The sequence below is a fragment of the Stutzerimonas stutzeri genome (assembly GCF_002890895.1).
Lineage (GTDB): Bacteria > Pseudomonadota > Gammaproteobacteria > Pseudomonadales > Pseudomonadaceae > Stutzerimonas > Stutzerimonas stutzeri_AB.
In genome coordinates this window covers 47,400-70,836 of sequence record NZ_POUL01000011.1, presented here as the reverse complement: position 1 = coordinate 70,836, position 23,437 = coordinate 47,400, and the positions used below count along the sequence as shown (strand labels likewise).

The following is a 23,437-nucleotide window of genomic DNA, read 5'->3' as shown; positions in this document are numbered from 1 at the left end:
TTTGTTGTCGCTCGGCATTAGATAACGGAAATGTTGCAGCCATGTGACAGGAAGTGACTCGCTGCAACAGGGGCTGGTGCCCGACCCGCTCTAGCAAGTGGTTTCCAGGCGGCGGTCTTCGGTCAGCTGCGTGTTGCGGCGGCTAGGCCGCTCTCGTCCCGTAGTCGAGCATGATCCCCACAAGAATCGCCAGCCCCGCCCAATGGTTGTGCAGAAAAGCCTGGAAGCAGACCTGTGGCTTGCGCGAGCGTGTTTTCCAGAACTCCCAGGCGAAACAGGCGGCTGCGATAGTCAGCCCGAGGTGAAACCACTGCCCGAGCTCGAAGCGCAGGCCGGCGAGAATCAGGCAGAACAGGGCGAGGCCCTGCAGCGTGGCGATGATGACCCGATCAGCTTCGCCAAAGAGGATTGCGGTGGATTTGATGCCGATCTTCAGGTCGTCCTCGCGGTCGGCCATGGCGTAGTAGGTGTCGTAGCCCACTGTCCACAACACGTTGGCGATGAACAGTAACCAGGCTTCCGGCGGCAGCTCGCCTCGCTCAGCCATGAAGGCCATCAGCATGCCCCAGGAAAAGGCTGCGCCGAGCACGACCTGCGGGTAGTAGGTGTAGCGCTTCATGAAGGGGTAGAGCGACGCGACACCGAGCGCGCCGAAAGACAGGAAGATGGTCGCTGTATTGGTCAGCAGAACCAGGCCGAAACTCAGTGCGACGAGAACGGCAAACAGGATCCAGGCTTCCTTCGAGGTGACCCTGCCCGTCGCCAGCGGACGGCCCTTGGTGCGGCTGACGTGCCCGTCCAGGTTGCGGTCGGCGAAGTCATTGATCACGCATCCGGCGGCGCGCATGAGGATGACGCCGAGTACGAAGATCGCGATGTTCTTCGCGCTGGGCGAACCCTCGCCGGCGATCCACAGCGCCCAGAGCGTGGGCCACAGCAGCAGATAGGTGCCAATCGGGCGATCCAGTCGCATCAGCTGGATAAAGTCCCAGGCGCGCGGATGAAGGCGATTGCTCGATTGCAGAAGCTTTTGATACATCAGCGGGGCTCCGATCGGTGAGGCGGTTGCGGGGCAGTGTGTGCCGGGATCAGGTCGTGATCCGTGCGGCCTGCCACAGGGCCGGCAGAAACACTTCAGCGACCAGCACACGCAGGTCGCCCTGACTGAAACAGGAGCGGCGGGCCCACAGCTGGCACTGGCGCACATCCTGCGGCAACCAGGCCGCCGGATAGCGGCGGGCTTGCAGCGGTCCGCGGCTGAACGCCGGATCACTGAACAGCAGTTCGCCGAGTGAGCGGCTGCCCAGGTGTGGCAGGTCCAGCCCGGACCGTTCCAGCGCGTGGCGGGCGGCGACACTGCGGGCGAATACCCAGGGCTCCTGGTGGCCGCGCAGGTAGACCTCGCGCACCCAGCCCTCACTGCCCTCAGCCACGTCCAATGCGGCGCACTCATCGGCGCGCATGACCTGCCAACCTTCATTCAGCGGTTCGACGCTGAACGCACCGTTGGCGAGGTCGGTCAGGCGATGGGTGAGCGATCCCCGGTCGACGTAAAGCCAGTCGTGCAGATCAGGGGCGGGCGGGGCGGAAAGTTGGTCGGCAGGCAGCCAGGCTTGAGAATCGGGCACGGGCGATAACGGGCAGCAGAAAGAAGCGGCGAGTCTAGCATGGGGGCTGTCAAGCGGCTTCAAGGCGTAGGGTTTGCCTTGAGACGGCCAGCGCTTAACGCGGTGAGATGAGGGGGGCAGCGAAAAAATACGCGCTGTTGTTTGCAGTTTGCGCGCATGTCGCAGTTCACGGGCGGCGCGAGCCCCGCCTTACGGCCGGTGCCGCAGGCGGGGCCTGGTGCGAACCGAGTCCTTGGAACCGGGTTAGCTCTGCTGGAACAGGCTCCGCAGGATTTGCGCAAGCTCGGTGATGTTTTTCTGAACGCCTGGCGTGAACTGATCACCCATGGCGTATGGGCGCCACTCTTCTTCAGCCATCTCGGTCTGGCGATCCAGTTCCTTCTCCATTACGTCCAAACGCTGCTGAGCTTTCTGAAGGTTAGGCTTGTTGACGCTCATGCCATCCATACGTTCAAGCGCCTGAAAAAGATCCTCGACGGTTTCCTGCAAGTCATCGACCTGATTCGCCACGTCGGCGCTGTCGATTTCTTGCATTTTCTGGCTTTTCGCCCCGCCAAGCATTTTGGCCACTTCATCGAGATTGCTGGCAAGCTCGTTGACCTGCTGGGTCACGCTGACCTTGTAGTCATCGCCAGTGATCCAGGTCGACCAATCGTCGTCAGTACGCTCGGCTTTCTCGTCCAGGCGATGCTCCATCTGCTGATTGAGCTTTTGCTCCATCTTGTCCAGCTGGGAGTCGCTCTGCTGCCAGTTGGCTACGCCCATGGAGACACCGGAATGGCGCAGCGAACCGATCAGGTCGGCAACGTTTTCGCGCACATCGTCAACGGCATCAACGACATTATGGCCAACTCGAATGGAGGCGCCTGCCTGCTGAGTCTGCATGCTCTTTTGCGTCTCTTGAGCGGCGGCGGGCAGCGCCAGGCTGGCGGCCATCAGGGCAGTGGCGAGTGCTAGTGGCTTCTTGTTCAATGCGTTCATTGTTCGTTCCTCACAGGTAATGGTCGGGGTTCTGCTGGGCAATCACGGTGTGGCCCTCAGCGCGCCTGATTGCTGCGGCTGGCGAGACAAGCAGTGACTGTTTCGCACGGTTCCTCCTTTGTAAGGGCGCTAAGCCCGGGGCTTCAGGTGCTAGCGCTCGGTTTCGACGTCGACATTTGGAAGCGGCACGGACCGCTCCTTGATTCCAACATCCACGTCCGCGTCTTTGACGTCATACTCGGGCATGTTGCCGCCTTGAACATCAACGTCGGGCAACTGGCCGGACTCTTCCTTTTCGATGGTGCAACCGCCTACGCCCAACATGAGTGCCAAGAGACTGCCGCCGACGGCTAATTTGGTTGATTTGTTCATGCAAACGTCCTCCGAATGGCTAGCAATGACGCGGGTTCCCCAAGACAGCAACGCCTATGCGCCGCCAAGGCAACGGTTCGTCCGCGCTTACTAAAGTCGACAGGGTGTGGCTTTTACAGTTCAGCGAATTGTTCGGTTTGGCTCGACCGGCTGACAGGGCGGTCTATCTGGGTTGCCGGCTGTCAGGCGGCGAGGCATGACGCAAACAGCCATGCCAGACGGATCGAGAAGGGGTACTGATCCTCTGCGTTGTTGGAGAGCAGCGATTACGCCCATCCCTCCAGGCGCATGGTCGCGCGCACCAGCCGCTGCTCCTCCTGCTCGATCTCCTTGAGGTTGTCGCGAATGCTGTGGATGTGATCGCGCGCCGCGCGCTGGGCCTGATCGGGCAGGCGCTCGGTGATGGCGTGGAACAGGCGAGAGTGCTGACGATCGATCTGCCGCTTCTGCATCGGCCGGTGATAGAGGTTGTTCACCGAGGCAAACACGGTGGAGAGCATCAGGTCGGTCAACGACTGCAGGGTGTGCACCAGGACCGGGTTATGCGAGGCCTCGCTGACCGCCAGGTGAAAGGCGTGGTCAAGGCGCGCATGCTCGCGCGGGTCGGCCTCCTCGGCGGTGTGCGCGGCGAGCATCTCTTCATAGCGGCGACGCAAAAGAACGAAGTCGGCATCGGTGCCGCGCAACGCGGCCAGTCGCGCCGATTCGCCTTCGAGCAGGGCCCGGACTTCGAGCAGATCGTACAGGGTGCGCGGCTGCGAATTGAACAGGTGCATCAGCGGGCTGGCGTCCTGTTCACCGGACAGCTTGGCGACCTGAGAGCCGCGCCCCTGGGACGTTTCGATAATGCCGCGACCGCGCAGTACGCGCAGCCCTTCGCGCAGGGCCGAGCGCGAGATGCCGAGTTTTTCGCACAGGCGACGTTCCGACGGCAGCGTTTGGCCCACCTTGAGCACACCATCGACGATAAGCCGCTCGATACGCTCGGCCACCACGTCCGCCAGCTGGCGACGCTCGGTATTCTCGATCAACATGTTTCGCCTCCGTAACTGGTAGGACCAGTTTGGCGGAAGTCTATCTCACCGAGCGCGGTGGATGCATCAGCCCTTGTTATATGGGGCTGCTGGCTGTCTCGGTTGAAAGGTTGCTGAAAGAAACTGGTAGGACCAGTGGTTTTCGAGATAGACGATGCGGCGCTGTCGGGCTAATGATGCGTCAAACCACCGCAGCTGGCCGTGCTGACGGTGAACGAAAGAAGAGCCTGACTGCCATGAATATCCTCTACGACGAACGTGTCGACGGTGAGCTGCCCAAGGTCGACAAGGCGGCGCTGCTGGCCGAACTGCAGGCGCAACTGCCCGGCATGGACATCCTCCATCGCGGCGAAGACCTCAAACCCTACGAGTGTGATGGCCTGTCGGCCTACCGCACCACGCCGATGCTGGTGGTACTGCCCGAGCGCGTGGAGCAGGTCGAAACCCTGCTGAAGATTGCCCACAAGCGTGGCGTGCCGGTGGTGGCGCGTGGCGCCGGCACTGGGCTTTCCGGCGGCGCGCTGCCGCTGGAGCAGGGCATCCTGCTGGTCATGGCACGCTTCAATAAGATTCTCGAGATCGACCCGGCCGGTCGCTTCGCACGCGTCCAGCCCGGCGTGCGCAACCTGGCGATCTCCCAGGCGGCGGCGCCCTATGAGCTGTATTACGCCCCCGATCCGTCTTCGCAGATTGCCTGTTCCATTGGCGGCAACGTCGCCGAGAACGCCGGCGGCGTGCACTGCCTGAAATACGGCCTGACCGTGCATAACCTGCTGAAGGTGGACATCCTCACCGTTGAAGGCGAGCGCATGGTGCTTGGTTCCGACGCGCTGGATTCGCCGGGCTTCGACCTGCTGGCGTTGTTCACCGGCTCCGAAGGCATGCTTGGCATCGTCACTGAAGTGACGGTCAAGCTGCTGCCCAAACCGCAGGTGGCCAAGGTGCTGCTGGCGGCGTTCGACTCGGTCGAGAAGGCCGGTCGCGCGGTGGGCGACATCATCGCCGCCGGCATCATTCCCGGCGGGCTGGAGATGATGGACAACCTGTCGATTCGCGCCGCAGAAGACTTTATACGTGCCGGCTACCCCGTGGACGCCGAGGCGATTCTGCTCTGCGAACTGGACGGCGTCGAAGCTGACGTACACGACGACTGTGCCCGCGTGGGCGAAGTGCTCAAGCTGGCCGGCGCCACCGAAGTTCGGCTGGCCAAGGACGAGGCCGAGCGCGTCAAGTTCTGGGCTGGACGCAAGAACGCCTTCCCGGCGGTTGGGCGCATCTCGCCGGACTACTACTGCATGGACGGCACCATCCCGCGCCGCGAGCTGCCGGGCGTGCTCAAGGGCATCAGCGACCTGTCGGACGAATACGGACTGCGCGTGGCCAACGTGTTCCATGCCGGCGACGGCAACATGCACCCGCTGATCCTCTTCGATGCCAACACCGAAGGTGAGCTGGAGCGCGCCGAGGCGCTGGGCGGCAAGATTCTCGAGCTGTGCGTGAAGGTGGGTGGCTCGATCACCGGCGAGCACGGCGTCGGGCGCGAAAAGATCAATCAGATGTGTTCGCAGTTCAACGCAGACGAGCTGACGCTGTTCCACGCGGTAAAGGCGGCCTTCGATCCCAGCGGTTTGCTCAACCCCGGCAAGAACATCCCGACGCTGCACCGCTGCGCCGAATTTGGCGGTATGCACGTCCACGGCGGGCAGTTGCCTTTCCCTGAACTGGAGCGCTTCTGATGACGGTTTCCTTCGACGACAGCGGGCAGCTGCTCGATCAGGTCAACCAGGCGTTGGCCAGCAACACCCCGCTGCGTATTCACGGTGGCGGCAGCAAGGCGTTTCTCGGTCGCGAAGTCCAGGGCACGCCGCTTGATACCCGCGCCCATCGCGGCATCGTGACCTACGATCCGACCGAACTGGTGATCAGCGTTCGTGCCGGCACGCCGCTGGCCGAACTGGAGGCCGCGCTCGACGAGGCCAACCAGATGTTGCCGTGCGAACCGCCGCACCTGGGCGAAGGCGCCACCGTCGGCGGCATGATCGCAACCGGTCTGTCCGGCCCGCGGCGGCCATGGTCCGGCTCGGTGCGCGACTTCGTGCTGGGCTCGCGGGTCATTACCGGGCACGGCAAGCACCTGCGTTTCGGCGGTGAGGTGATGAAGAACGTGGCCGGTTACGACCTGTCGCGCCTGATGGCCGGCAGCTTTGGCTGCCTCGGCCTGCTCACCGAAGTCTCGCTGAAAGTGCTGCCCAAGCCGCGCTTGTCGCGCAGCCTGCGGGTAGAAATGCCGGTCGATCGCGCGCTGCTGAAACTGGCCGAATGGGGCCAGCAGCCGGTGCCGATCACGGCGGCGAGCCATGACGGCCAGGCTCTGCACCTGCGCCTCGAAGGTGGAGAAGGTTCGGTCAATGCTGCTTGCGACCGGATCGGTGGCGAGACGCTGGATGCCGATTATTGGCACCAGCTACGCGAACAGCGCCTGGGCTTCTTCAGTGATGCGCGTTCTTTGTGGCGACTGTCGCTGCCAACCAATACCGGTGAGCTGGCCCTGCCGGGCGAACAGCTGATCGACTGGGCCGGCGCCCAGCGCTGGCTTAAGTCCGATGCCGATGCAGAGGCCATCCGCGCCGTCGTCAGCGAAGTGGGCGGTCATGCCACCTGCTTTACCGCTGGCGCAGCGGCGAACCCGTTCCAGCCGCTGGCCGAACCGCTATTGCGCTATCACCGCCAGTTGAAGGCGGCGCTCGACCCGCAGGGGATCTTCAACCCCGGCCGCATGTATTCCGAGGTCTAGTTCTAACCATGCAAACGAATCTCAGCGAAGCCGCGAAGAAATTGCCCCGTGCCGAGGAAGCCGAAAGCATCCTGCGCTCCTGTGTGCACTGCGGCTTCTGCAACGCCACCTGTCCGACCTATCAGCTGCTTGGCGACGAGCTCGATGGGCCGCGTGGGCGCATCTACCTGATGAAGCAGATGTTCGAGGGCGGTGAAGTAACCGAAGCCACCCAGACCCACCTGGACCGCTGCCTGACCTGCCGAAACTGCGAAACCACCTGCCCCTCCGGCGTGCAGTACCACAACCTGCTGGATATCGGCCGCGACTTCATGGAACAGCAGGTGCCGCGCTCGACGAGCGAGCGCCTGCTGCGCACCGGCCTGCGCACGGTGATTCCACGCCCGGGCCTGTTCAAGGCCCTGCTAGGCGCCGGCAATACGCTGCGTCCGCTGATGCCGGCGACACTCAAGGCACACATGCCGCGCCAGGTCACCCCGGCCAAACAGCGGCCGCAGACCGTGCATGCGCGTCGCGTGCTGATTCTCGAAGGCTGCGTGCAGCCAAGCCTGTCGCCCAACACCAACGCCGCCACGGCCCGCGTACTCGATCGCCTGGGCATCAGCGTGATAACCGCGCGTGAAGCGGGCTGCTGCGGCGCGGTCGACTATCACCTCAATGCCCAGGAAGCAGGTCTCGACCGCGCCCGTCGCAACATCGACGCCTGGTGGCCAGCCATCGAAGGCGGCGCCGAAGCCATCGTGCAGACCGCCAGCGGTTGCGGAGCCTTCATCAAGGACTACGGCCATCTGCTGCGAAACGACCCGGCCTATGCGACCAAGGCCGCGCGGGTCAGCGCCTTGACCAAGGATCTGGTGGAGGTGATGCGCAGCGCCGAACTGGAGCGGCTGAAGGTCGAGACCGACAAGCGCATGGCCTTTCATTGCCCCTGCACCTTGCAGCACGCACAGAAGCTCGGCGGCGCGGTCGAAGACGTGCTCACCCGCCTCGGCTTCCACCTCACCGCGGTCCCCGACGCGCATCTGTGCTGCGGCTCGGCGGGCAGCTACTCGATCACCCAGCCGGAGATTTCTCACCAGCTGCGCGACAACAAGCTCAATGCGCTGGAAAGCGGCAAACCGGAAGTCATCGTCACCGCCAACATCGGTTGCCAGACGCACCTCGACGGCGCCGGGCGGACACCGGTGCGGCATTGGATCGAGATCGTCGAAGAGGCGATGCACTAACCCCAAACCCAATCGCGCCGTGACGCACATCGAATCGATCGACAGGAGAGAACATGAAAACCAAAGCCATGCTGACCCAGACCGAAGTGACCGCCATCCTGGCCGCCGCGCGTACCGAAGCGCAGAACAACGGCTGGGCCGTGACCATCGTGGTCGCTGACGACGGCGGCCATCCGCTGGCACTGGAACGTCTGGACGGCTGCGCGCCGATCGCCTCCTACATCGCCACCGAAAAGGCGCGCAGCGCTGCGGTAGGCCGTCGCGAAACCAAGGGCTATGAAGACATGGTCAACGGCGGGCGCAATGCGTTCCTGTCTGCCCCGGTGGTCTGCTCGCTGGAAGGCGGCGTGCCGGTGATCGTCGAGGGCCAGGTGATCGGTTCGGTCGGCGTCTCTGGCGTGACCGCTGCTCAGGATGCCCAGGTCGCCAAGGCCGGCGTCGCCGCTGTCGCCAACTGATTCGGGATAGGAGAACAACATGACCGAGCGCGTAACCCTGGGCCGCCTGCAAGTGGCGGCCAACCTGCAACGCTTCATCGAAGACGAAGTTCTACCGGGCACCGGTGTCGAAGCAGCCGCCTTCTGGAAGGGCTTTGACGAGCTGGTTCATGACCTGGCGCCGAAGAACCGCGCCCTGCTGGCCGAGCGCGACCGCCTTCAGGTCGAGCTGGACAACTGGCACCGCAGTAACCCCGGCCCGATCAGCGACATGCCGGCCTACCGCAGCTTCCTCGAGTCCATCGGCTACCTGCAGCCCGAGCCGGGCGAGGTGAAGATCAGCACCAGCAATGTCGACAGCGAAATCGCCACCCAGGCCGGCCCGCAGCTGGTCGTACCCATTGGCAATGCGCGTTATGCGCTGAACGCCGCCAACGCCCGCTGGGGCTCGCTGTATGACGCGCTCTACGGCACCGACGCCATCAGCGAGGAGAACGGCGCGCAGAAGGGGCCGGGCTACAACGAAGTGCGCGGCGCCAAGGTCATCGCCTTTGCGCGCAACTTCCTCGATCAGGCCGCGCCGCTGGCTGAAGGCAGCCATGCCGAGTCGGTCAGCTACCGCGTGCAGGACGGCGGGCTCAAGGTCACCCTGGAAAACGGCAGCGTCACCGGGCTGCAGCAGCCCGAGAAGTTCGTGGGCTATCAGGGCGAGGCCGTCGAGCCGACTGCCATCCTGCTGAAGAACAACGGCCTGCACGTCGAGATCCAGATCGACCCGAACAGCCCCATCGGCCAGACCGATGCCGCCGGCGTCAAGGATCTGCTGGTCGAAGCGGCCGTCACCACCATCATGGACTGCGAAGATTCCACCGCCGCGGTCGATGCCGACGACAAGGTGCTGGTCTACCGCAACTGGCTGGGCCTGATGAAAGGCGATCTGGTCGAAGATTTGGAGAAGGGCGGCAAGCGCATCACCCGCCGTCTCAACGAGGATCGCGAATACACCGCGGCCGACGGCTCTAGCCTGAAGCTGCACGGCCGCTCGTTGTTGTTCATCCGCAACGTCGGTCACCTGATGACCAACCCGGCGATCATCGACGGCGAAGGTCACGAGATTCCCGAAGGGATCATGGACGGCGTGGTCACCAGCCTGATCGCCAAGCATGACCAGCAGCGCAAGGGCAACTCGCGCACCGGCTCGATGTACATCGTCAAGCCGAAGATGCACGGCCCGGCCGAAGTGGCCTTTACCGACGAGCTGTTCGGTCGCGTCGAAGACCTCATCGGCCTGCCGCGTCACACGCTGAAGGTCGGCATCATGGACGAGGAGCGCCGCACCAGCATTAACCTCAAGGCCTGCATCGGCGCGGCGAAGAACCGCGTGGCCTTCATCAACACCGGTTTCCTCGACCGCACCGGCGATGAGATGCACAGCATCATGGAAGCCGGCGCCGTGCTGCGTAAGGGCGACATGAAGAGCACTGCCTGGATCCAGGCTTACGAGCGCAACAACGTGCTGGTCGGCCTGAACTGCGGCCTGCGTGGCAAGGCTCAGATCGGCAAGGGCATGTGGGCCATGCCGGACCTGATGGCCGCCATGCTCGAGCAGAAGATCGCCCATCCCAAGGCCGGCGCCAACACCGCCTGGGTACCGTCGCCGACCGGCGCTACGTTGCACGCGCTGCACTACCACCAGGTCGACGTGCAGGCCGTTCAGGCCGAGCTGGAAAAGATCGATCTCGCCGCCGAGCGCGACAAGCTGACCAATGACCTGCTGACCATTCCGGTCGCGCCGGAGCGCAACTGGTCGGCGGCGGAAATCCAGCAGGAGCTGGACAACAACTGCCAGGGCATCCTCGGCTACGTGGTGCGTTGGGTCGAGCAGGGCGTTGGTTGCTCCAAGGTGCCGGACATTCATGACGTCGGCCTGATGGAAGACCGCGCCACGCTGCGTATCTCCAGCCAGCACCTGGCCAACTGGCTGCGTCACGGCGTGGTCGACGAGGCGCAGGTTCGCGAGACGCTCGAGCGCATGGCGAAGGTGGTCGATCAGCAGAACGCTGGCGATCCGGCCTACCGTCCTATGGCGGCTGACTATGCTGGCTCGGCGGCGTTTCAGGCGGCTTGCGACCTGGTGTTCAAGGGGCGCGAGCAGCCGAGCGGTTACACCGAGCCGCTGCTGCACGCCTGGCGTCAGCGCTTCAAGCAGCAGGTCGGTTGAGCGGTAGCTGTCCAGTTGGCGGTCGGCTAGGGCTGACTGCCAACTCAGGTTGACGAGCCCCGGGCGCTTCAAGTGCCCGGGGCTTTCGAGCATGAGGGATCGGCCAATGTGACCTGTTGGTCAGTCGCTCGGACTGGAGTGAGTTGTTCATTTCAGCCATGCGTGGGACCGGGATGTTCCCGGATAGAAGCGGTTCACAACAAAAAACAAGGAACCCAACAATGAGTCAGACACTGCTGTCCATATTGGCCTTCGTGCCGCTGGTGCTGGCGGGGGTACTGCTGATCGGCTTTCGCTGGCCGGCCAAGTACGCAATGCCGCTGGTTTTCGTCCTCACTGCGTTGATTGGCCTGCTGGCCTGGGACATGACCTTCAACCGGGTCCTGGCTTCCACGCTGCAAGGCCTGATTCTTACCGCCGCGATCCTCTGGATCATCTTTGGCGCCATCCTTCTTCTCAATACGCTCAAGCACTCCGGGGGCATCGCTTCGATTCGTCGCGGCTTCGCCAACGTGAGCCCGGACAAGCGCGTCCAGGTGCTGATCGTGGCCTGGCTGTTCGGCTGCTTCATCGAAGGGGCTTCGGGCTTCGGTACGCCGGCTGCGGTGGCTGCGCCGCTGCTCGTCGCACTGGGCTTCCCGGCGCTGACGGCCGTTGTGCTGGGCATGATGGTGCAATCGACGCCGGTGTCCTTTGGTGCGGTGGGCACGCCGATTCTGGTGGGCGTCGCCGGCGGTCTGGATCAGGCCACCCTTGGCGGGCAGATGACAACCCTGGGTAGCAGCTGGGACGTGTTCTTCCAGCTCATCTACTCGCGTGTGGCGATCATTCATGCGCTGTGCGGCATCCTCATGCCGCTGATCATGATCTGCATCATGACGCGCTTCTTCGGTCGCAACCGCTCCTGGGGCGAAGGGCTGGCGATGGCGCCGTTTGCCATCTTTACCGGTCTGGCATTCGTCATCCCTTACGCTGCCGCGGGTGTATTCCTCGGTCCGGAATTCCCGTCGATGATCGGCGCCCTGGTCGGTCTGGCCATCGTGGTTCCGGCCGCCAAGGCGGGTTTCCTGCTGCCCAAGACTAGCTGGGACTTCGCCCCGGCCAGCGAGTGGCCGGTGGAGTGGATGGGCAAGATCGAGATGAAGATCGACGACGTCGCTGGACGTACACCGATCTCCGTACCGATGGCCTGGGCGCCGTACCTGTTGCTGGCGATCTTCCTGGTAATGTCTCGTATCTTTCCTGAGCTCAAAGCCGCGCTGATGTCGGTCAGCTTCGGCTGGAAGGACATCCTTGGCGAAACCGGCGTGTCCGGTACCCTCGAGCCGCTGTATCTGCCAGGCGGGATTCTCTGCATGGTGGTGCTGGTGACCTTCTTCCTGCATCGGATGAAGGCCGCTCAGCTGGGCGCTGCCATCTCTGAGTCGAGCAAGACACTGCTCGGTGCTGGCTTCGTGCTGATCTTCACCATTCCCATGGTGCGGATCCTGATCAACTCGGGCGTGAATGGCTCGGATCTGGTGTCCATGCCGGTGGCCATGGCGCAGCTGGTAGCCAACAGCGTGGGCGGTGTCTATCCGTTCTTCTCGCCTGCGGTCGGCGCGCTGGGGGCCTTCATTGCGGGCTCCAACACCGTGTCCAATCTGATGCTCTCGCAGTTCCAGTACAACACCGCCAGCCTGCTGGGGCTCTCCGGCGCGTTGATGGTGGCGCTGCAGTCGGTGGGTGCGGCGGCGGGCAACATGATCGCCATTCACAACGTGGTGGCGGCTTCGGCCACGGTTGGCCTGCTGGGGCGTGAAGGCATCACGCTGCGCAAGACCATGCTACCAACGCTGTACTACCTTGTGATGGCCGGTAGCATCGGTCTGATTGGCTTTTATGTGATGGGTATCAGTGATCCGCTGGTAGGTATCGCGACCGCTCGCTAACGCGGCGTGAACCCGGACGGGCGGCTCAGGCCGCCCGTTTTTGTTTGTCCGGAAAATCTTTACAGGTTCGCGGTCTATCACCAGGCCGCCGGTGTTTGGCGGTACGCGGTGTTCTGGTATAGCGTGCAGCGCAACCGAGACTGATCGAGGTGAACGATGAAAAAGTGGCAATGCGTGGTGTGCGGCTTCATCTACGACGAGGCCGAAGGTTGGCCGGACGAAGGTATCGCTCCTGGCACCGCCTGGGAAGATGTGCCGGAAGACTGGCTGTGCCCCGACTGCGGTGTTGGCAAGATTGACTTCGAAATGATCGCGATCGGCTGATATGAACGACTCGAACGATAAAGACTTGCCTCTGGTGATCATCGGCACCGGGCTGGCGGGCTATAACCTCGCCCGCGAATTTCGCAAGCTCGACACCGAGACACCGCTGCTGCTGATTACTGCTGACGACGGTCGCTCCTATTCCAAGCCGATGCTCTCCACCGGCTTCGCCATGAAAAAGGATGCCGACGCGCTCGGCATGACGGTGGCCGGGCCGATGGCCATCCAGCTCAACGCCGAGATTCGCACCCACACCAAGGTGACGCGCCTTGACCCGGCCAACCGTCGCGTCTGGATCGGCAGCGAGCCCGTGCCCTACCGTGATCTGGTCATTGCCTGGGGCGCGCAAACCATCAACGTGCCGGTTGCCGGTGATGCGCAGGAGGCCATCTTCCCAATCAACGATCTGCTCGACTACGGCCGTTTCCGCGAGGCCGCACAAGGCAAGCGCCGCGTGCTGATCCTCGGCGCCGGGCTGATCGGCTGCGAATTTGCCAATGATCTTCTGCACGGTGGTTATGAGGTGGAGCTGGTCGCGCCATGCGAGCAGATCATGCCGTCACTGCTACCGGTCGAGCCGGCAGCTGCAGTGCAGCGCGGGCTGGAATCTCTGGGGGCTCGTTTCCATCTGGGGCCGGTGCTAGAGCGACTGGAACGCGACGATGACGAGCTGGTGGCGCAGCTGTCAGACGGCCAGAAAATCCCGTGCGATCTAGTGGTCAGTGCCGTAGGACTGCGGCCGCGCACCGAGCTGGCCGAAGCTGCGGGCATGCAGGTCAGCCGGGGCATCGAAGTCGATCGGCTGCTGCAGACCTCGGCGGAGCACGTCTACGCCCTGGGTGATTGTGCCGAGGTCGAAGGGCTCAACCTCCTTTATGTGATGCCGCTGATGAGCGGCGTTCGTGCGCTGGCCAGAACCCTCGCCGGTCAGCCGACACCCGTCACCTACGGGCCCATGCCAATCACGGTCAAGACGCCGGTTTGCCCCTTGGTCGTCTCACCGCCGGCCGCCGGAAGCGAAGGCCGTTGGAGCGTCGAGGGTGAAGGCAATGATCTGACGGCGCTGTTTCAGGATCGCGAAGGCCGCCTGCTGGGCTACGCCCTGACCGGAACGGCCGTGCAGCAGCGTTTGGCGCTCAACAAGCAGCTGCCGCCGGTGTTGGCTGAACTGCCCCAAATTCTGTCCTTAAAGTCTCCGCAATGATTCGGCAAAGCGCTGGCGAGGACTGGCGCGAGTGCTAGCAGCGTGCCATGCTCCGTTGACCCGCTGGTGCAGCCTAGAGCTGCTGCGGCGGTATGGAACGCTGTTCGGAGAGCAGCGAAACAAAAAAAACAATAAATATGTAGAGGCTATCTATGCGCAAACCGGAACTCGCAGCCGCTATCGCTGACAAGGCCGATCTCACCAAAGATCAGGCCAACCGTGTACTCAACGCCGTACTGGATGAAATCACCAGCGCACTGAACCGCAAGGACAGTGTCACCCTGGTGGGCTTCGGCACCTTCGTACAACGACATCGCGGGGCCCGTACAGGCAAGAACCCGCAAACGGGCGAACCCGTCACTATCAAGGCCAGCAACACAGTGGCTTTCAAGCCGGGAAAGATGCTCAAAGACGCGATCAACTAAACGTCGCGCCGCCCGGGGCCACCCAGGCTCCGGGTCAACCTGACTGAGCAGTCCTCTCCAGACCCCTCTGTTCTCCTGCTTCCGCCGCTCCGACCAGCCGCTACAATGCCGCTTTTCCTGCCAACGGTCGGTCAAACATGAAATTTCGCTTTCTTCTCTGGATGCTTGGTCGCCTGATGGCCAAGGCCAGCCGCAACAACCCAGACTTTCAGAAACAACTCGGCGACAAAGACCTGACCTTCCAATTGCATACCCTCGACGGCAAAGTGGCTCGCCACTACCGGGTCAAGGATCAGCGCGTCACCAGCCACGGCGGCCCTGCCGTTGAACCTGCCTTCGCCATAGGGTTCAAGGACAGCGCCTACGGTTTCGACACCATGAACGCGAAGAACAAGCAGCTCGCCTTTATGCAGGGCATTCAGAACAAAGACATCCAGATCCAGGGCAACCCCGCGCTGGTGATGTGGTTTCAGGGCCTGACCAAATACCTCAAGCCGCGAAAGAAGAAGCCGGAAGCGGCCTGATTCGCCGGCTGCGCCTGTCCGGCGAGGTGCTATTGCTCCCGGTTGATTGGTGAAGCACACCAGCGGTCGGCAAGCCCGTCAGCGGCTATTGCTGCTGCGCCATCCAGGCGTGCACTTCGTCGAGCAGCCAGTCGCGGAAGGCGTTCAGGGCGGCCGACTCCACGCGTCGCTCGGGGATCATCAGGTGATAGGCCTGATCCTCGCGCCGGAACGAGTGGGGGTGTGCAATCACCAGGCGCCCCTCGGCAAGTTCGCGCTGAATCAGAAACGGCGGAATCAGCGCGATGCCCATCTGATGCTCGGCAGCCTGGGCCAGCATCGAGAACAGTTCGAGGCGGGGACCGGTCATGTCCCGTGCGACTTTCATTCCCAACGAATCGAACCACTGACGCCAGGCATAGGGTCGGGTGGTCTGCTGCAGCAGCGGCATTTCTGCGATCGTCTGGACAGCCAGTTGGCCCGTATTGCCGAGCAAGGCGGGGCTGCACACCGGCAGTGAGTGTTCCGGCATGAGGCGATGAGCCACGGTGCCGGACCAGTCGCCGTCGCCGAAGTAGATGGCCGCATCGAACTCGGTATCGGCGAAGAGGAAGGGGCGGGTGCGATTGGTCAGGTTGACGGTGATTTCCGGGTGCAAGGCCTGGAACTGACGTAGGCGCGGCAGTAGCCACTGGGTTCCGAAGGTCGGCACCAGCGCCAGCTCAATATTCTGAGCGCCCTGCTGCCCCATGACCGACAGGGTGTCGCGTTCCACCGCATCGAGCTGAGTGGCGACGCGGCGCGCATAAGACTGGCCTGCCTCGGTCAGCTTCACGCCTCGGCGTGAGCGGCGAAACAGCTCCAGCCCAAGGAATTCCTCCAGCCCGCCGATCTGTCGGCAGATGGCGCTCTGGGTCAGCGCCAGCTCCTCGGCGGCACGGGTAAAGCTCTGATGACGCGCCGCCGCTTCGAAGGCGACCAGCGCGGCGGTGCTGGGAATCTTGCGGCGCATTATGCGGCTGCCTCACTAATAGCCGAATATTCAGGCCGTTTAGCATACTCTGAAGTGAGTAAATCGCACAGATTGATGCGAATTACTCGTTTGCTGGGTGCGCCGGCAGCTTCTAGTATCAATCCATCCAATGCTGCACCGGGCCCTGTGCCCGGTTCATCGTCTACGACAAGAGGACCACCCATGGCCGGCAAAGCAAGCTTCAACTGGATCGACCCGCTGCTGCTCGATCAGCAGCTCACCGATGAAGAGCGCATGGTGCGTGACAGTGCCCAACAGTTCGCCGCCGACAAGCTGGCGCCTCGGGTCCTCGAAGCCTTTCGTCACGAGCGCACCGATGCAGCGATCTTCCGGGAGATGGGCGATACCGGTCTGCTTGGCGCGACGATTCCCGAAGCCTACGGCGGCAGTGGTCTGAACTATGTGTGCTACGGCCTGATCGCTCGCGAAGTCGAGCGTATCGATTCGGGTTATCGCTCGATGATGAGCGTGCAGTCTTCGCTGGTGATGGTGCCGATCAACGAGTTCGGCAATGAAGAAACCAAGCAGAAGTACCTTCCCAAGCTGGCCAGCGGCGAGTTCATCGGTTGCTTCGGCCTGACCGAGCCTAACCACGGTTCCGACCCTGGCTCGATGGTTACGCGGGCCAAGAAGGTTGATGGCGGCTATCGCCTGTCCGGCGCCAAGATGTGGATCACCAACAGCCCGATTGCAGACGTCTTCGTCGTATGGGCCAAGGATGACGAGGGCGCGATTCGCGGCTTCGTGCTGGAAAAGGGCTGGGAAGGTCTGTCTGCTCCGGCGATTCACGGCAAGGTTGGCCTGCGCGCCTCGATCACCGGTGAGATCGTCATGGATAACGTGTTCTGCCCGGAAGAGAACGCCTTCCCCGACGTGCGCGGCCTGCGTGGCCCGTTCACCTGCCTGGACTCCGCCCGATACGGCATAAGCTGGGGTGCCCTGGGTGCCGCCGAGTTCTGCTGGCACACCGCCCGCCAGTACACCCTGGATCGCCAGCAGTTCGGTCGCCCACTGGCGGCGAACCAGCTGATCCAGAAGAAACTGGCCGACATGCAGACCGAGATCACCCTGGCGCTGCAAGGCTGCCTGCGCCTCGGCCGGATGAAGGATGAGGGCACTGCGGCGGTGGAAATCACCTCGATCATGAAGCGCAATAGCTGCGGCAAGGCGCTGGACGTGGCGCGCCTGGCCCGCGACATGCTGGGTGGCAATGGCATCAGCGACGAGTTCGGCGTGGCTCGGCATCTGGTCAATCTCGAGGTGGTCAACACCTACGAGGGTACGCATGACGTGCATGCCTTGATTCTGGGCCGTGCGCAGACCGGCATTCAGGCGTTCTTCTAAGCGGTGCCGTAGGGTGGATGGCGCACTTCATCCACCTTCGGCTACGCCGACAACTTCAGCTCCGCTTGGTGGATGGGTAACGCGTCAGCTACGCGCCCCGATCCACCCTATGCTTTTCCTCGACCGGCTGCAGGCTGATGTCTGCGGCGCGGCGACAACACCTTGAGGCTTCATTCATGCCCGGCGCCCTTTCTCATATCCGCGTCCTCGACCTGTCACGTGTGCTCGCAGGCCCCTGGTGTGGGCAGATCCTCGGTGATCTCGGCGCCGAGGTGATCAAGGTCGAGCGCCCGCGCACGGGCGACGACACCCGCCACTGGGGGCCTCCATACCTGAAAGACCAGCAGGGCGAAAACACGTCGGAAGCCGCTTATTACCTGTCGGCCAACCGCAACAAGCAGTCGCTCACGCTGGATTTCACCCAGCCTGAGGGCCAGCGGATCATTCGTGAGCTGGTGGCCCAATGCGACGTGCTGCTGGAGAACTTCAAGGTCGGCGGGCTGGCGGCCTACGGGCTGGATTACGAAAGCCTGAAAGCAATCAATCCCAAGCTGGTCTATTGCTCGATCACCGGCTTTGGCAGTGATGGTCCATACGCCCAGCGTGCGGGCTACGACTTCATGATTCAGGGCCTGGGCGGCCTGATGAGCCTGACCGGGCGCGCCGAAAACGAAGAGGGCGCCGGGCCGGTCAAGGTCGGTGTGGCACTGACCGACATCCTCACCGGGCTTTACGCCACCGTTGGCGTGCTCGCGGCGCTCAACCGCCGGGAGCACAGCGGCGTCGGCCAGCACGTTGAACTGGCACTGCTGGACGTGCAGGTCGCCTGCCTGGCCAACCAGGCGATGAACTACCTGACCACCGGCGTGCCGCCCAAGCGCATGGGCAATGCCCATCCCAATATCGTGCCTTATCAGGATTTCCCGACGGCCGATGGCGACATCATTCTCACCGTGGGCAATGACGGTCAGTTCCGCAAGTTCGCCGAAGTGGCCGGGCACCCGGAGTGGGCTGATGATCCGCGCTTCGCCAGTAACAAGGCGCGCGTGGCGCATCGCAAGGAGCTGGTGCCGATGATCCGCCAGGTCACGGTGTTCCGCACCACGGCCGAATGGGTCGCGATACTGGAGCAGGCTGGCGTGCCCTGCGGGCCGATCAACGACCTGGCTCAGGTGTTTGCTGATCCGCAGGTGCAGGCGCGCGGACTGCGTGTCGAGATGCCGCATCCTTTGGCGGGCAGCGTGCCCCAGGTGGCCAGCCCGATTCGGCTGTCCGAGTCGCCGGTGGAATACCGCAAGGCCCCGCCGCTGCTCGGCGAACACAGCGAAGCCTTGCTGCAGCGGCTGCTGGGCTGTGCGCCCGAGCAGATCGACACGCTGCGTCGTGCCGGCGTGATCTGAGGTCGTTACAACCTGAACTCTCGGACCGCTCGGCTATCCTTATCCTGTACCCTGGATTTTTGGAAGGACGAGCGGATCATGCAGATGCAGCGTTATCGATTCACCTGGCAACTGACGGTTGTCCTGTTCATGTCCTGGCTGCTGGCCGGCTGTGGCATCAACAACATTCCGCAGTATGACGAGCAGGTGAAATCGGCCTGGGCACAGGTCGAGAACCAGTACCAGCGCCGCGCCGACCTCATTCCCAACCTCGTCGAGACGGTCAAGGGCTTCGCCCGTCAGGAACAGGACACCCTCACTGCAGTGACCGAGGCGCGCGCCAAGGCAACCTCGATCCAGATCAGCGCTGATGACCTCGACGATCCGCAGAAGATGCAGCAGTTCCAGCAGGCGCAGAGCCAGCTGACTGGCGCATTGAGCCGGCTGATGGCGGTGTCCGAGCGCTACCCGGATCTGAAATCCAACCAGAACTTCCTTGCGCTGCAATCGCAGCTCGAAGGCACCGAGAACCGTATCGCGGTCGCACGTCGCGATTTCATCGCCGCCGTCCAGCGTTACAACACTGAGATCCGGACCTTTCCCGGTCGCATCTGGCATACCCTGATGTACGGCGATATGCCCATCCGCGAGAACTTCGAGGCCACAACCGAGAACGCTGAACGGGCGCCGCAAGTGCAATTCCAATGATGCGTACGCTCCCCCTGATCCTCGCGCTGTTGTTCTGGGCGAGCGGCATCGCCGCTCAGGGCGTCGAGCTGCCTGCGCTGACCGGCCGAGTGGTCGATCAGGCCGAACTGCTCGATACGCAGGCCGAGGCGCGGCTGACCAGCATGCTCGCCGCGCATGAACAGGCCAGCGGCGAGCAGGTGGTGGTCGTCACCGTGCCGAATCTTCAAGGCCGCAGTATCGAAGAGTTTGGTGTCGAGCTGGGGCGTGAGTGGGGTATCGGGCAGAAAGACGAGGACACCGGTGCGCTGTTGATCGTTGCGCGTGATGATCGCCGAGTCCGCATTGAAGTCGGATATGGCCTGGAAGGCCGGCTGACCGATGCGCAGTCGTCGGTGATCATCAATCGCATCATCACACCCGCCTTTCGCGAGGGCGACTTCACCCGTGGGATTACCGAAGGCGCCGCGGCCATTATTCAGGTGCTGGGTGGCGATCCGCTGCGGACCGCTGCGCTGCCGCCGGCCATGCCGATGGGTGCGCAGCAGCCGGGCGGGCTCGGCATTCTTGGCTTCTTTCTGATGCTGGTAGCGATTTTCGTCATCGGTGGCGGCCGTGGTGGTCGCGGAGGCGGACGAGGTGCAGGTCGCGCGGTATTACTCGGTGCCCTGCTCGGTGGCATGGGCCGTGGTGGCGGTGGCGGCTTTGGCGGTGGCGGCGGATTCGGCGGCGGTGGCGGCGGCTTTGGCGGCGGCGGTGCTTCCGGTGGCTGGTAGCCGGCATGTGAACTCGATGGGGCCTGCCATGCAGGCTCGCCCCTTCAGATTAGAACGACAAGAGCCTCATCAATGATGGACATGCAATGACCCTTTTGAGCGAAAGCGAACTGCAGCAGGTGGCCGAGGCCATCGCCCGAGTGGAGCGCACAACGGATGCCGAGCTGGTGACCGTACTGGCCGGCCAGTCCGATGACTATCGCTATATCCCGCTACTCTGGGCGAGCTTGATTGCGCTGGTGCTGCCCGGTGCGCTGCTGTTCTTTACCGGTTGGCTGGCAGGCTGGCAGTTGTTGCTGGTGCAATGGCTGACCTTCCTGGTGCTGGCGGTACTGTTTCGAATCCCCAAGGTGACCAGTCGATTGATTCCTCGCTCGGTACGGCACTGGCGTGCCTGCAACCTGGCGCGGCGGCAGTTCATCGAACTGAACCTGCATCACACCGACGATGGCACCGGGATGCTGATCTTTGTCTCCGAAGCCGAGCGTTATGTGGAAATTCTGGTGGATCGAGGCATCTCCAGCCGCATCGACAACAGCGCCTGGGAGTCGATCGTCGAGACCTTTACCGCCCATGTACGCAACGGACGGGTGCTGGAGGGTTTTGTCGGCTGCATCGACGCGTGCGGCACGCTGCTCCAGCAGCACGTCCCGGCAACGCACGAGCGCAACGAGCTGCCGAACCACCTGGTGGTGCTGCCCTGAAGCCGGGATGCCGGCACTGCCGACATCCCTTCTGTCTCAAGCCGCGCTGCGCTGACGAGCAAGCAGCTCGCGTTCGCGCTGCAGGCCTCTCGCTAGACTGTGCTGATCGCTGCGGCGTGCGGCGGTGAGCAAGGTCTGGTCGATCAGGTCGCGCTGGGCGTGGCTGCCGCCAAATACATGAGCCTGGCTGCGGGCTGGCCTTAGCAAATCCACGCAACGCGCATATTGCCCATCGACGAACGCCGTCACTGCTTCGACCCCTGGAGCACCGATCATCGCTGTGAAGCGTGCATTGTCGTCGTCCTGCTGACAGGCGCGCCGCTGCGCTTCGCTTAGCCCGTCCAGCGATTGCCGACATCCACACCGCGCAATTGCAGGCGCCAGAGCAGCGAACTGGCGTCGATCAATTCCATTGCGAGGCTGCCCTGATGGCCATCGATCGGGCCGTCGTAGAGGGCCAGCACGGTTTCAAAATCCTCGTGCTCAAGATAGTGCAGGGCGAGGTGCCACCAATTGTGCACCGCGAGCATGCTGTCCTGCTGCCAGGCCGGATTGCCTCGCATCCAGGCGATGCCTTCCTCACGCCGGCCCTGCATCTCGAGCACGTGTGCGACGGCGTGCTGTGCCCAGGCATCATCGGGTTGCAGTGACACCGCTTCGCGGCCAACGCGCTCGCCGTGCAGGTAGTCGCCAGATTCTTCCAGCCCAAAGCCGTACATGCCGAGCACGGCGTGATAGCCCGGCACCGAGGATGACCAGTCCGGCAATACCCGCGCGATGCGGTCGCGCAGCATGCGCGCATCCCCGGTGAAGAAGTCCAGCTGATGGCCTGCCTGCAATGCCAGCAGGTCATGCGGATACTCGAGGCTGAGGTCTTCCAGCATGCGCCCGGACGCGTGCCAGCGGCCGTCGATCAACAGTTGCAGCGCCTGAATATGGCGCGCCTCCCGGTCGTTTTGCGGCAGAGCCCGGGCTTGGTCCAGCGAGGCTTGGGCAACGGGGATTCCAGCCGCTTCGGTGCCTAGCAAATAGAGCCAGGCATTGAGAACGTGGCCCATCACCAGTTCAGGAGAAGCTTCGAGTGCGGCTTCGGTGCTCGCCAGCGAGGCGGTGCGCAGGCAGCGGAACTGCTCCAGCGCCTGGTCAAGCAACGCCTGCGCTTGGCCGTTGCAGCCGGTCAGTTGGTAGCCATGTGCGTCTTTCATTGTTCTATGCTCCATGAGTCCAGTTCGTTGGCAGGTGCCAACGGAGCCCATAGTCGGGGTATGGGGCCGGTCGGACTAAAGCCATCCTGGAAACAAAACGGCCATTTCCGCCATGACACGCTCAGATCATGCTGAAAGACTGCCTCCCTTGACTGTCGCTCTTCTGGCGACACCGGATAGCACGGCTTCGACGCTGTTCGGTCTCTACGATCTGCTGTCGGGTGCCCGCCGCGACTGGCAGCATCTGATCAATCAGACCAGTGTCGATGCGCCTTTGTTGCCGCGGATCGTCAGCCGCGACGGGCAGCCGTTGCGTGTGTACAACGATGTCCTCGTGCACGCCCACGCCAGTCTGGACAGCATGGTCTCGGCCGATGTGGTGATTGTCAGTGATCTGGCCATCAGCCCCTGGGCGCCGCTGGATGATCGCTATGACCGCGAAGCGCAATGGATGCGCGAGCGTTACGAGGCCGGTGCGACGCTGGCTTCGGCCTGCTCCGGCGCCCTGCTGCTGGCGCGTACCGGCCTGCTGAAAGGCTGCGAAGGTGCCTCGCACTGGGGATATTACGATTGCCTGCGGCGGGAATACCCTGAGGTTCACTGGCAGCCGGACAAAGCGTTGGTTACCGCTGGCGTCGGCCAGCGGCTGGTGATGTCGGGCAGCGGCAGCAGCTGGCATGCGCTGGGATTGTTCCTCATTGCCCGCTTCGTTGGCGCCACGGAAGCCATGGAGGTCGCGCGGATGAATCTGCTCGACTGGGATGCGACCAGTCCGCTGGCCTACGCCGCGATGATGCGCACCAGTCAACTGGCCGATCCGGTCATTGCCCATTGTCAAGAATGGGCTGCTCAACATTACGAAGCCGACGCGCCGGTGGCGGAGATGGTGCGGATCAGTGGACTGCCGGAACGGACGTTCCAGCGCCGTTTCGCCCAGGCGACCGGGCTGTCGCCGCTGGACTACGTGCATACGCTGCGACTGGAGGAAGCCAAGCAATTACTCGAAAGCGGAGACCTCCCGGTTGAAGCGGTCGCCTGGGAGGTCGGCTATCAGGATGCCGGCTTTTTCGGTCGGCTGTTCCGGCGCAAGGTGGGCATGACGCCGGCGCAGTACCGGCGACGTTTCGGTGTGCTGGCGCGGCGCCTGGCTGGGGTGGCGACCATGCAGGCCGCGGCAGCAGAACCGCACTGAGCCGCTTGGCATACGACGCAGTGGCGGTCGCCAAGAA

At 63.2% G+C, this 23,437-nt stretch carries 24 protein-coding genes; 16 read left to right on the top strand and 8 right to left on the bottom strand.

Annotated features, from left to right (window positions below):
• Positions 1–142 precede the first annotated feature (142 nt).
• From ubiA to glcC, 5 genes are all read right to left on the bottom strand, one after another.
• Positions 143–1,039, bottom strand: coding sequence for a 4-hydroxybenzoate octaprenyltransferase (ubiA, locus tag CXK96_RS17810; RefSeq protein ID WP_102837772.1), 897 nt, complete (start codon positions 1,037–1,039; stop codon positions 143–145).
• 49 nt (positions 1,040–1,088) lie between these two features.
• Positions 1,089–1,628 (bottom strand): chorismate--pyruvate lyase family protein, encoded by a 540-nt coding sequence (locus tag CXK96_RS17805; RefSeq protein WP_102837771.1) that lies wholly within the window; start codon positions 1,626–1,628, stop codon positions 1,089–1,091.
• 243 nt (positions 1,629–1,871) lie between these two features.
• Positions 1,872–2,609 (bottom strand): hypothetical protein, encoded by a 738-nt coding sequence (locus CXK96_RS17800; RefSeq protein ID WP_102837770.1) that lies wholly within the window; start codon positions 2,607–2,609, stop codon positions 1,872–1,874.
• Between the two features lie 150 nt (positions 2,610–2,759).
• On the bottom strand, positions 2,760–2,981 hold the full coding sequence (locus CXK96_RS17795; RefSeq protein ID WP_102837769.1) for a hypothetical protein: 222 nt from the start codon (positions 2,979–2,981) through the stop codon (positions 2,760–2,762).
• A gap of 266 nt (positions 2,982–3,247) precedes the next feature.
• Positions 3,248–4,015: a transcriptional regulator GlcC gene (gene glcC / locus CXK96_RS17790; protein ID WP_102837768.1), complete on the bottom strand. Its 768-nt coding sequence runs from the start codon at positions 4,013–4,015 to the stop codon at positions 3,248–3,250.
• A 236-nt stretch (positions 4,016–4,251) separates the two neighbouring features.
• Here glcC and glcD point away from each other — a divergent pair, with 236 nt between their 5' ends.
• The 10 genes from glcD (at position 4,252) to CXK96_RS17740 (ending at position 15,101) form a co-directional block, all read left to right on the top strand.
• Entirely contained in the window at positions 4,252–5,751 is a 1,500-nt protein-coding gene (glcD, locus tag CXK96_RS17785; RefSeq protein ID WP_102837833.1) for a glycolate oxidase subunit GlcD, read from the top strand.
• Positions 5,751–6,809 carry a glycolate oxidase subunit GlcE gene (gene glcE / locus CXK96_RS17780; protein WP_102837767.1) on the top strand — a complete coding sequence of 353 codons (1,059 nt, stop codon included), beginning with the start codon at positions 5,751–5,753 and terminating at the stop codon, positions 6,807–6,809. The genes glcD and glcE overlap by 1 nt, the downstream gene beginning before the upstream one ends.
• Positions 6,810–6,817: 8 nt before the next feature.
• Positions 6,818–8,035 carry a glycolate oxidase subunit GlcF gene (gene glcF, locus CXK96_RS17775; RefSeq protein WP_102837766.1) on the top strand — a complete coding sequence of 406 codons (1,218 nt, stop codon included), beginning with the start codon at positions 6,818–6,820 and terminating at the stop codon, positions 8,033–8,035.
• A gap of 53 nt (positions 8,036–8,088) precedes the next feature.
• Positions 8,089–8,493 carry a heme-binding protein gene (locus CXK96_RS17770; protein WP_102837765.1) on the top strand — a complete coding sequence of 135 codons (405 nt, stop codon included), beginning with the start codon at positions 8,089–8,091 and terminating at the stop codon, positions 8,491–8,493.
• A gap of 19 nt (positions 8,494–8,512) precedes the next feature.
• On the top strand, positions 8,513–10,693 hold the full coding sequence (locus tag CXK96_RS17765) for a malate synthase G (RefSeq protein WP_102837764.1): 2,181 nt from the start codon (positions 8,513–8,515) through the stop codon (positions 10,691–10,693).
• Between the two features lie 221 nt (positions 10,694–10,914).
• Positions 10,915–12,624, top strand: coding sequence for an L-lactate permease (locus CXK96_RS17760; RefSeq protein ID WP_102837763.1), 1,710 nt, complete (start codon positions 10,915–10,917; stop codon positions 12,622–12,624).
• Between the two features lie 156 nt (positions 12,625–12,780).
• A complete protein-coding gene (locus CXK96_RS17755) occupies positions 12,781–12,948 on the top strand; it encodes a rubredoxin (protein WP_102837762.1) in 168 nt (55 codons plus the stop codon).
• A gap of 1 nt (position 12,949) precedes the next feature.
• Positions 12,950–14,152 (top strand): NAD(P)/FAD-dependent oxidoreductase, encoded by a 1,203-nt coding sequence (locus CXK96_RS17750; protein ID WP_102837761.1) that lies wholly within the window; start codon positions 12,950–12,952, stop codon positions 14,150–14,152.
• A 152-nt stretch (positions 14,153–14,304) separates the two neighbouring features.
• Positions 14,305–14,577 (top strand): HU family DNA-binding protein, encoded by a 273-nt coding sequence (locus CXK96_RS17745; protein WP_045431184.1) that lies wholly within the window; start codon positions 14,305–14,307, stop codon positions 14,575–14,577.
• A 137-nt stretch (positions 14,578–14,714) separates the two neighbouring features.
• A complete protein-coding gene (locus CXK96_RS17740; RefSeq protein ID WP_102837760.1) occupies positions 14,715–15,101 on the top strand; it encodes a helicase in 387 nt (128 codons plus the stop codon).
• 85 nt (positions 15,102–15,186) lie between these two features.
• Here the strand turns inward: CXK96_RS17740 and CXK96_RS17735 are convergent, their stop codons facing one another.
• Positions 15,187–16,092: a LysR substrate-binding domain-containing protein gene (locus CXK96_RS17735; protein WP_102837759.1), complete on the bottom strand. Its 906-nt coding sequence runs from the start codon at positions 16,090–16,092 to the stop codon at positions 15,187–15,189.
• 183 nt (positions 16,093–16,275) lie between these two features.
• Between CXK96_RS17735 and CXK96_RS17730 the strand changes: the two genes are divergently transcribed.
• The 5 genes from CXK96_RS17730 to CXK96_RS17710 all read left to right on the top strand — a co-directional run bounded on the left by CXK96_RS17730 (position 16,276) and on the right by CXK96_RS17710 (position 21,003).
• Entirely contained in the window at positions 16,276–17,457 is a 1,182-nt protein-coding gene (locus CXK96_RS17730; RefSeq protein ID WP_102837758.1) for an acyl-CoA dehydrogenase, read from the top strand.
• A gap of 176 nt (positions 17,458–17,633) precedes the next feature.
• A complete protein-coding gene (locus tag CXK96_RS17725) occupies positions 17,634–18,857 on the top strand; it encodes a CaiB/BaiF CoA transferase family protein (protein ID WP_102837757.1) in 1,224 nt (407 codons plus the stop codon).
• A gap of 78 nt (positions 18,858–18,935) precedes the next feature.
• On the top strand, positions 18,936–19,544 hold the full coding sequence (locus CXK96_RS17720; protein ID WP_102837756.1) for a LemA family protein: 609 nt from the start codon (positions 18,936–18,938) through the stop codon (positions 19,542–19,544).
• A complete protein-coding gene (locus CXK96_RS17715) occupies positions 19,541–20,299 on the top strand; it encodes a TPM domain-containing protein (protein WP_180981554.1) in 759 nt (252 codons plus the stop codon). Before CXK96_RS17720 ends, CXK96_RS17715 begins: the two co-directional genes overlap by 4 nt.
• Before the next feature lie 86 nt (positions 20,300–20,385).
• Positions 20,386–21,003, top strand: coding sequence for a TPM domain-containing protein (locus CXK96_RS17710; RefSeq protein WP_102837755.1), 618 nt, complete (start codon positions 20,386–20,388; stop codon positions 21,001–21,003).
• Between the two features lie 36 nt (positions 21,004–21,039).
• Here CXK96_RS17710 and CXK96_RS21035 read toward each other — a convergent pair whose 3' ends face one another.
• Positions 21,040–21,279 carry a hypothetical protein gene (locus CXK96_RS21035; protein ID WP_258005605.1) on the bottom strand — a complete coding sequence of 80 codons (240 nt, stop codon included), beginning with the start codon at positions 21,277–21,279 and terminating at the stop codon, positions 21,040–21,042.
• Between the two features lie 56 nt (positions 21,280–21,335).
• Complete coding sequence (locus CXK96_RS17705; RefSeq protein ID WP_256061657.1) at positions 21,336–22,208, bottom strand: tetratricopeptide repeat protein; 873 nt, start codon at positions 22,206–22,208, stop codon at positions 21,336–21,338.
• Positions 22,209–22,356: 148 nt separating this feature from the next.
• Here CXK96_RS17705 and CXK96_RS17700 point away from each other — a divergent pair, with 148 nt between their 5' ends.
• A complete protein-coding gene (locus tag CXK96_RS17700; RefSeq protein ID WP_256061656.1) occupies positions 22,357–23,400 on the top strand; it encodes a GlxA family transcriptional regulator in 1,044 nt (347 codons plus the stop codon).
• Positions 23,401–23,437 lie beyond the last annotated feature (37 nt).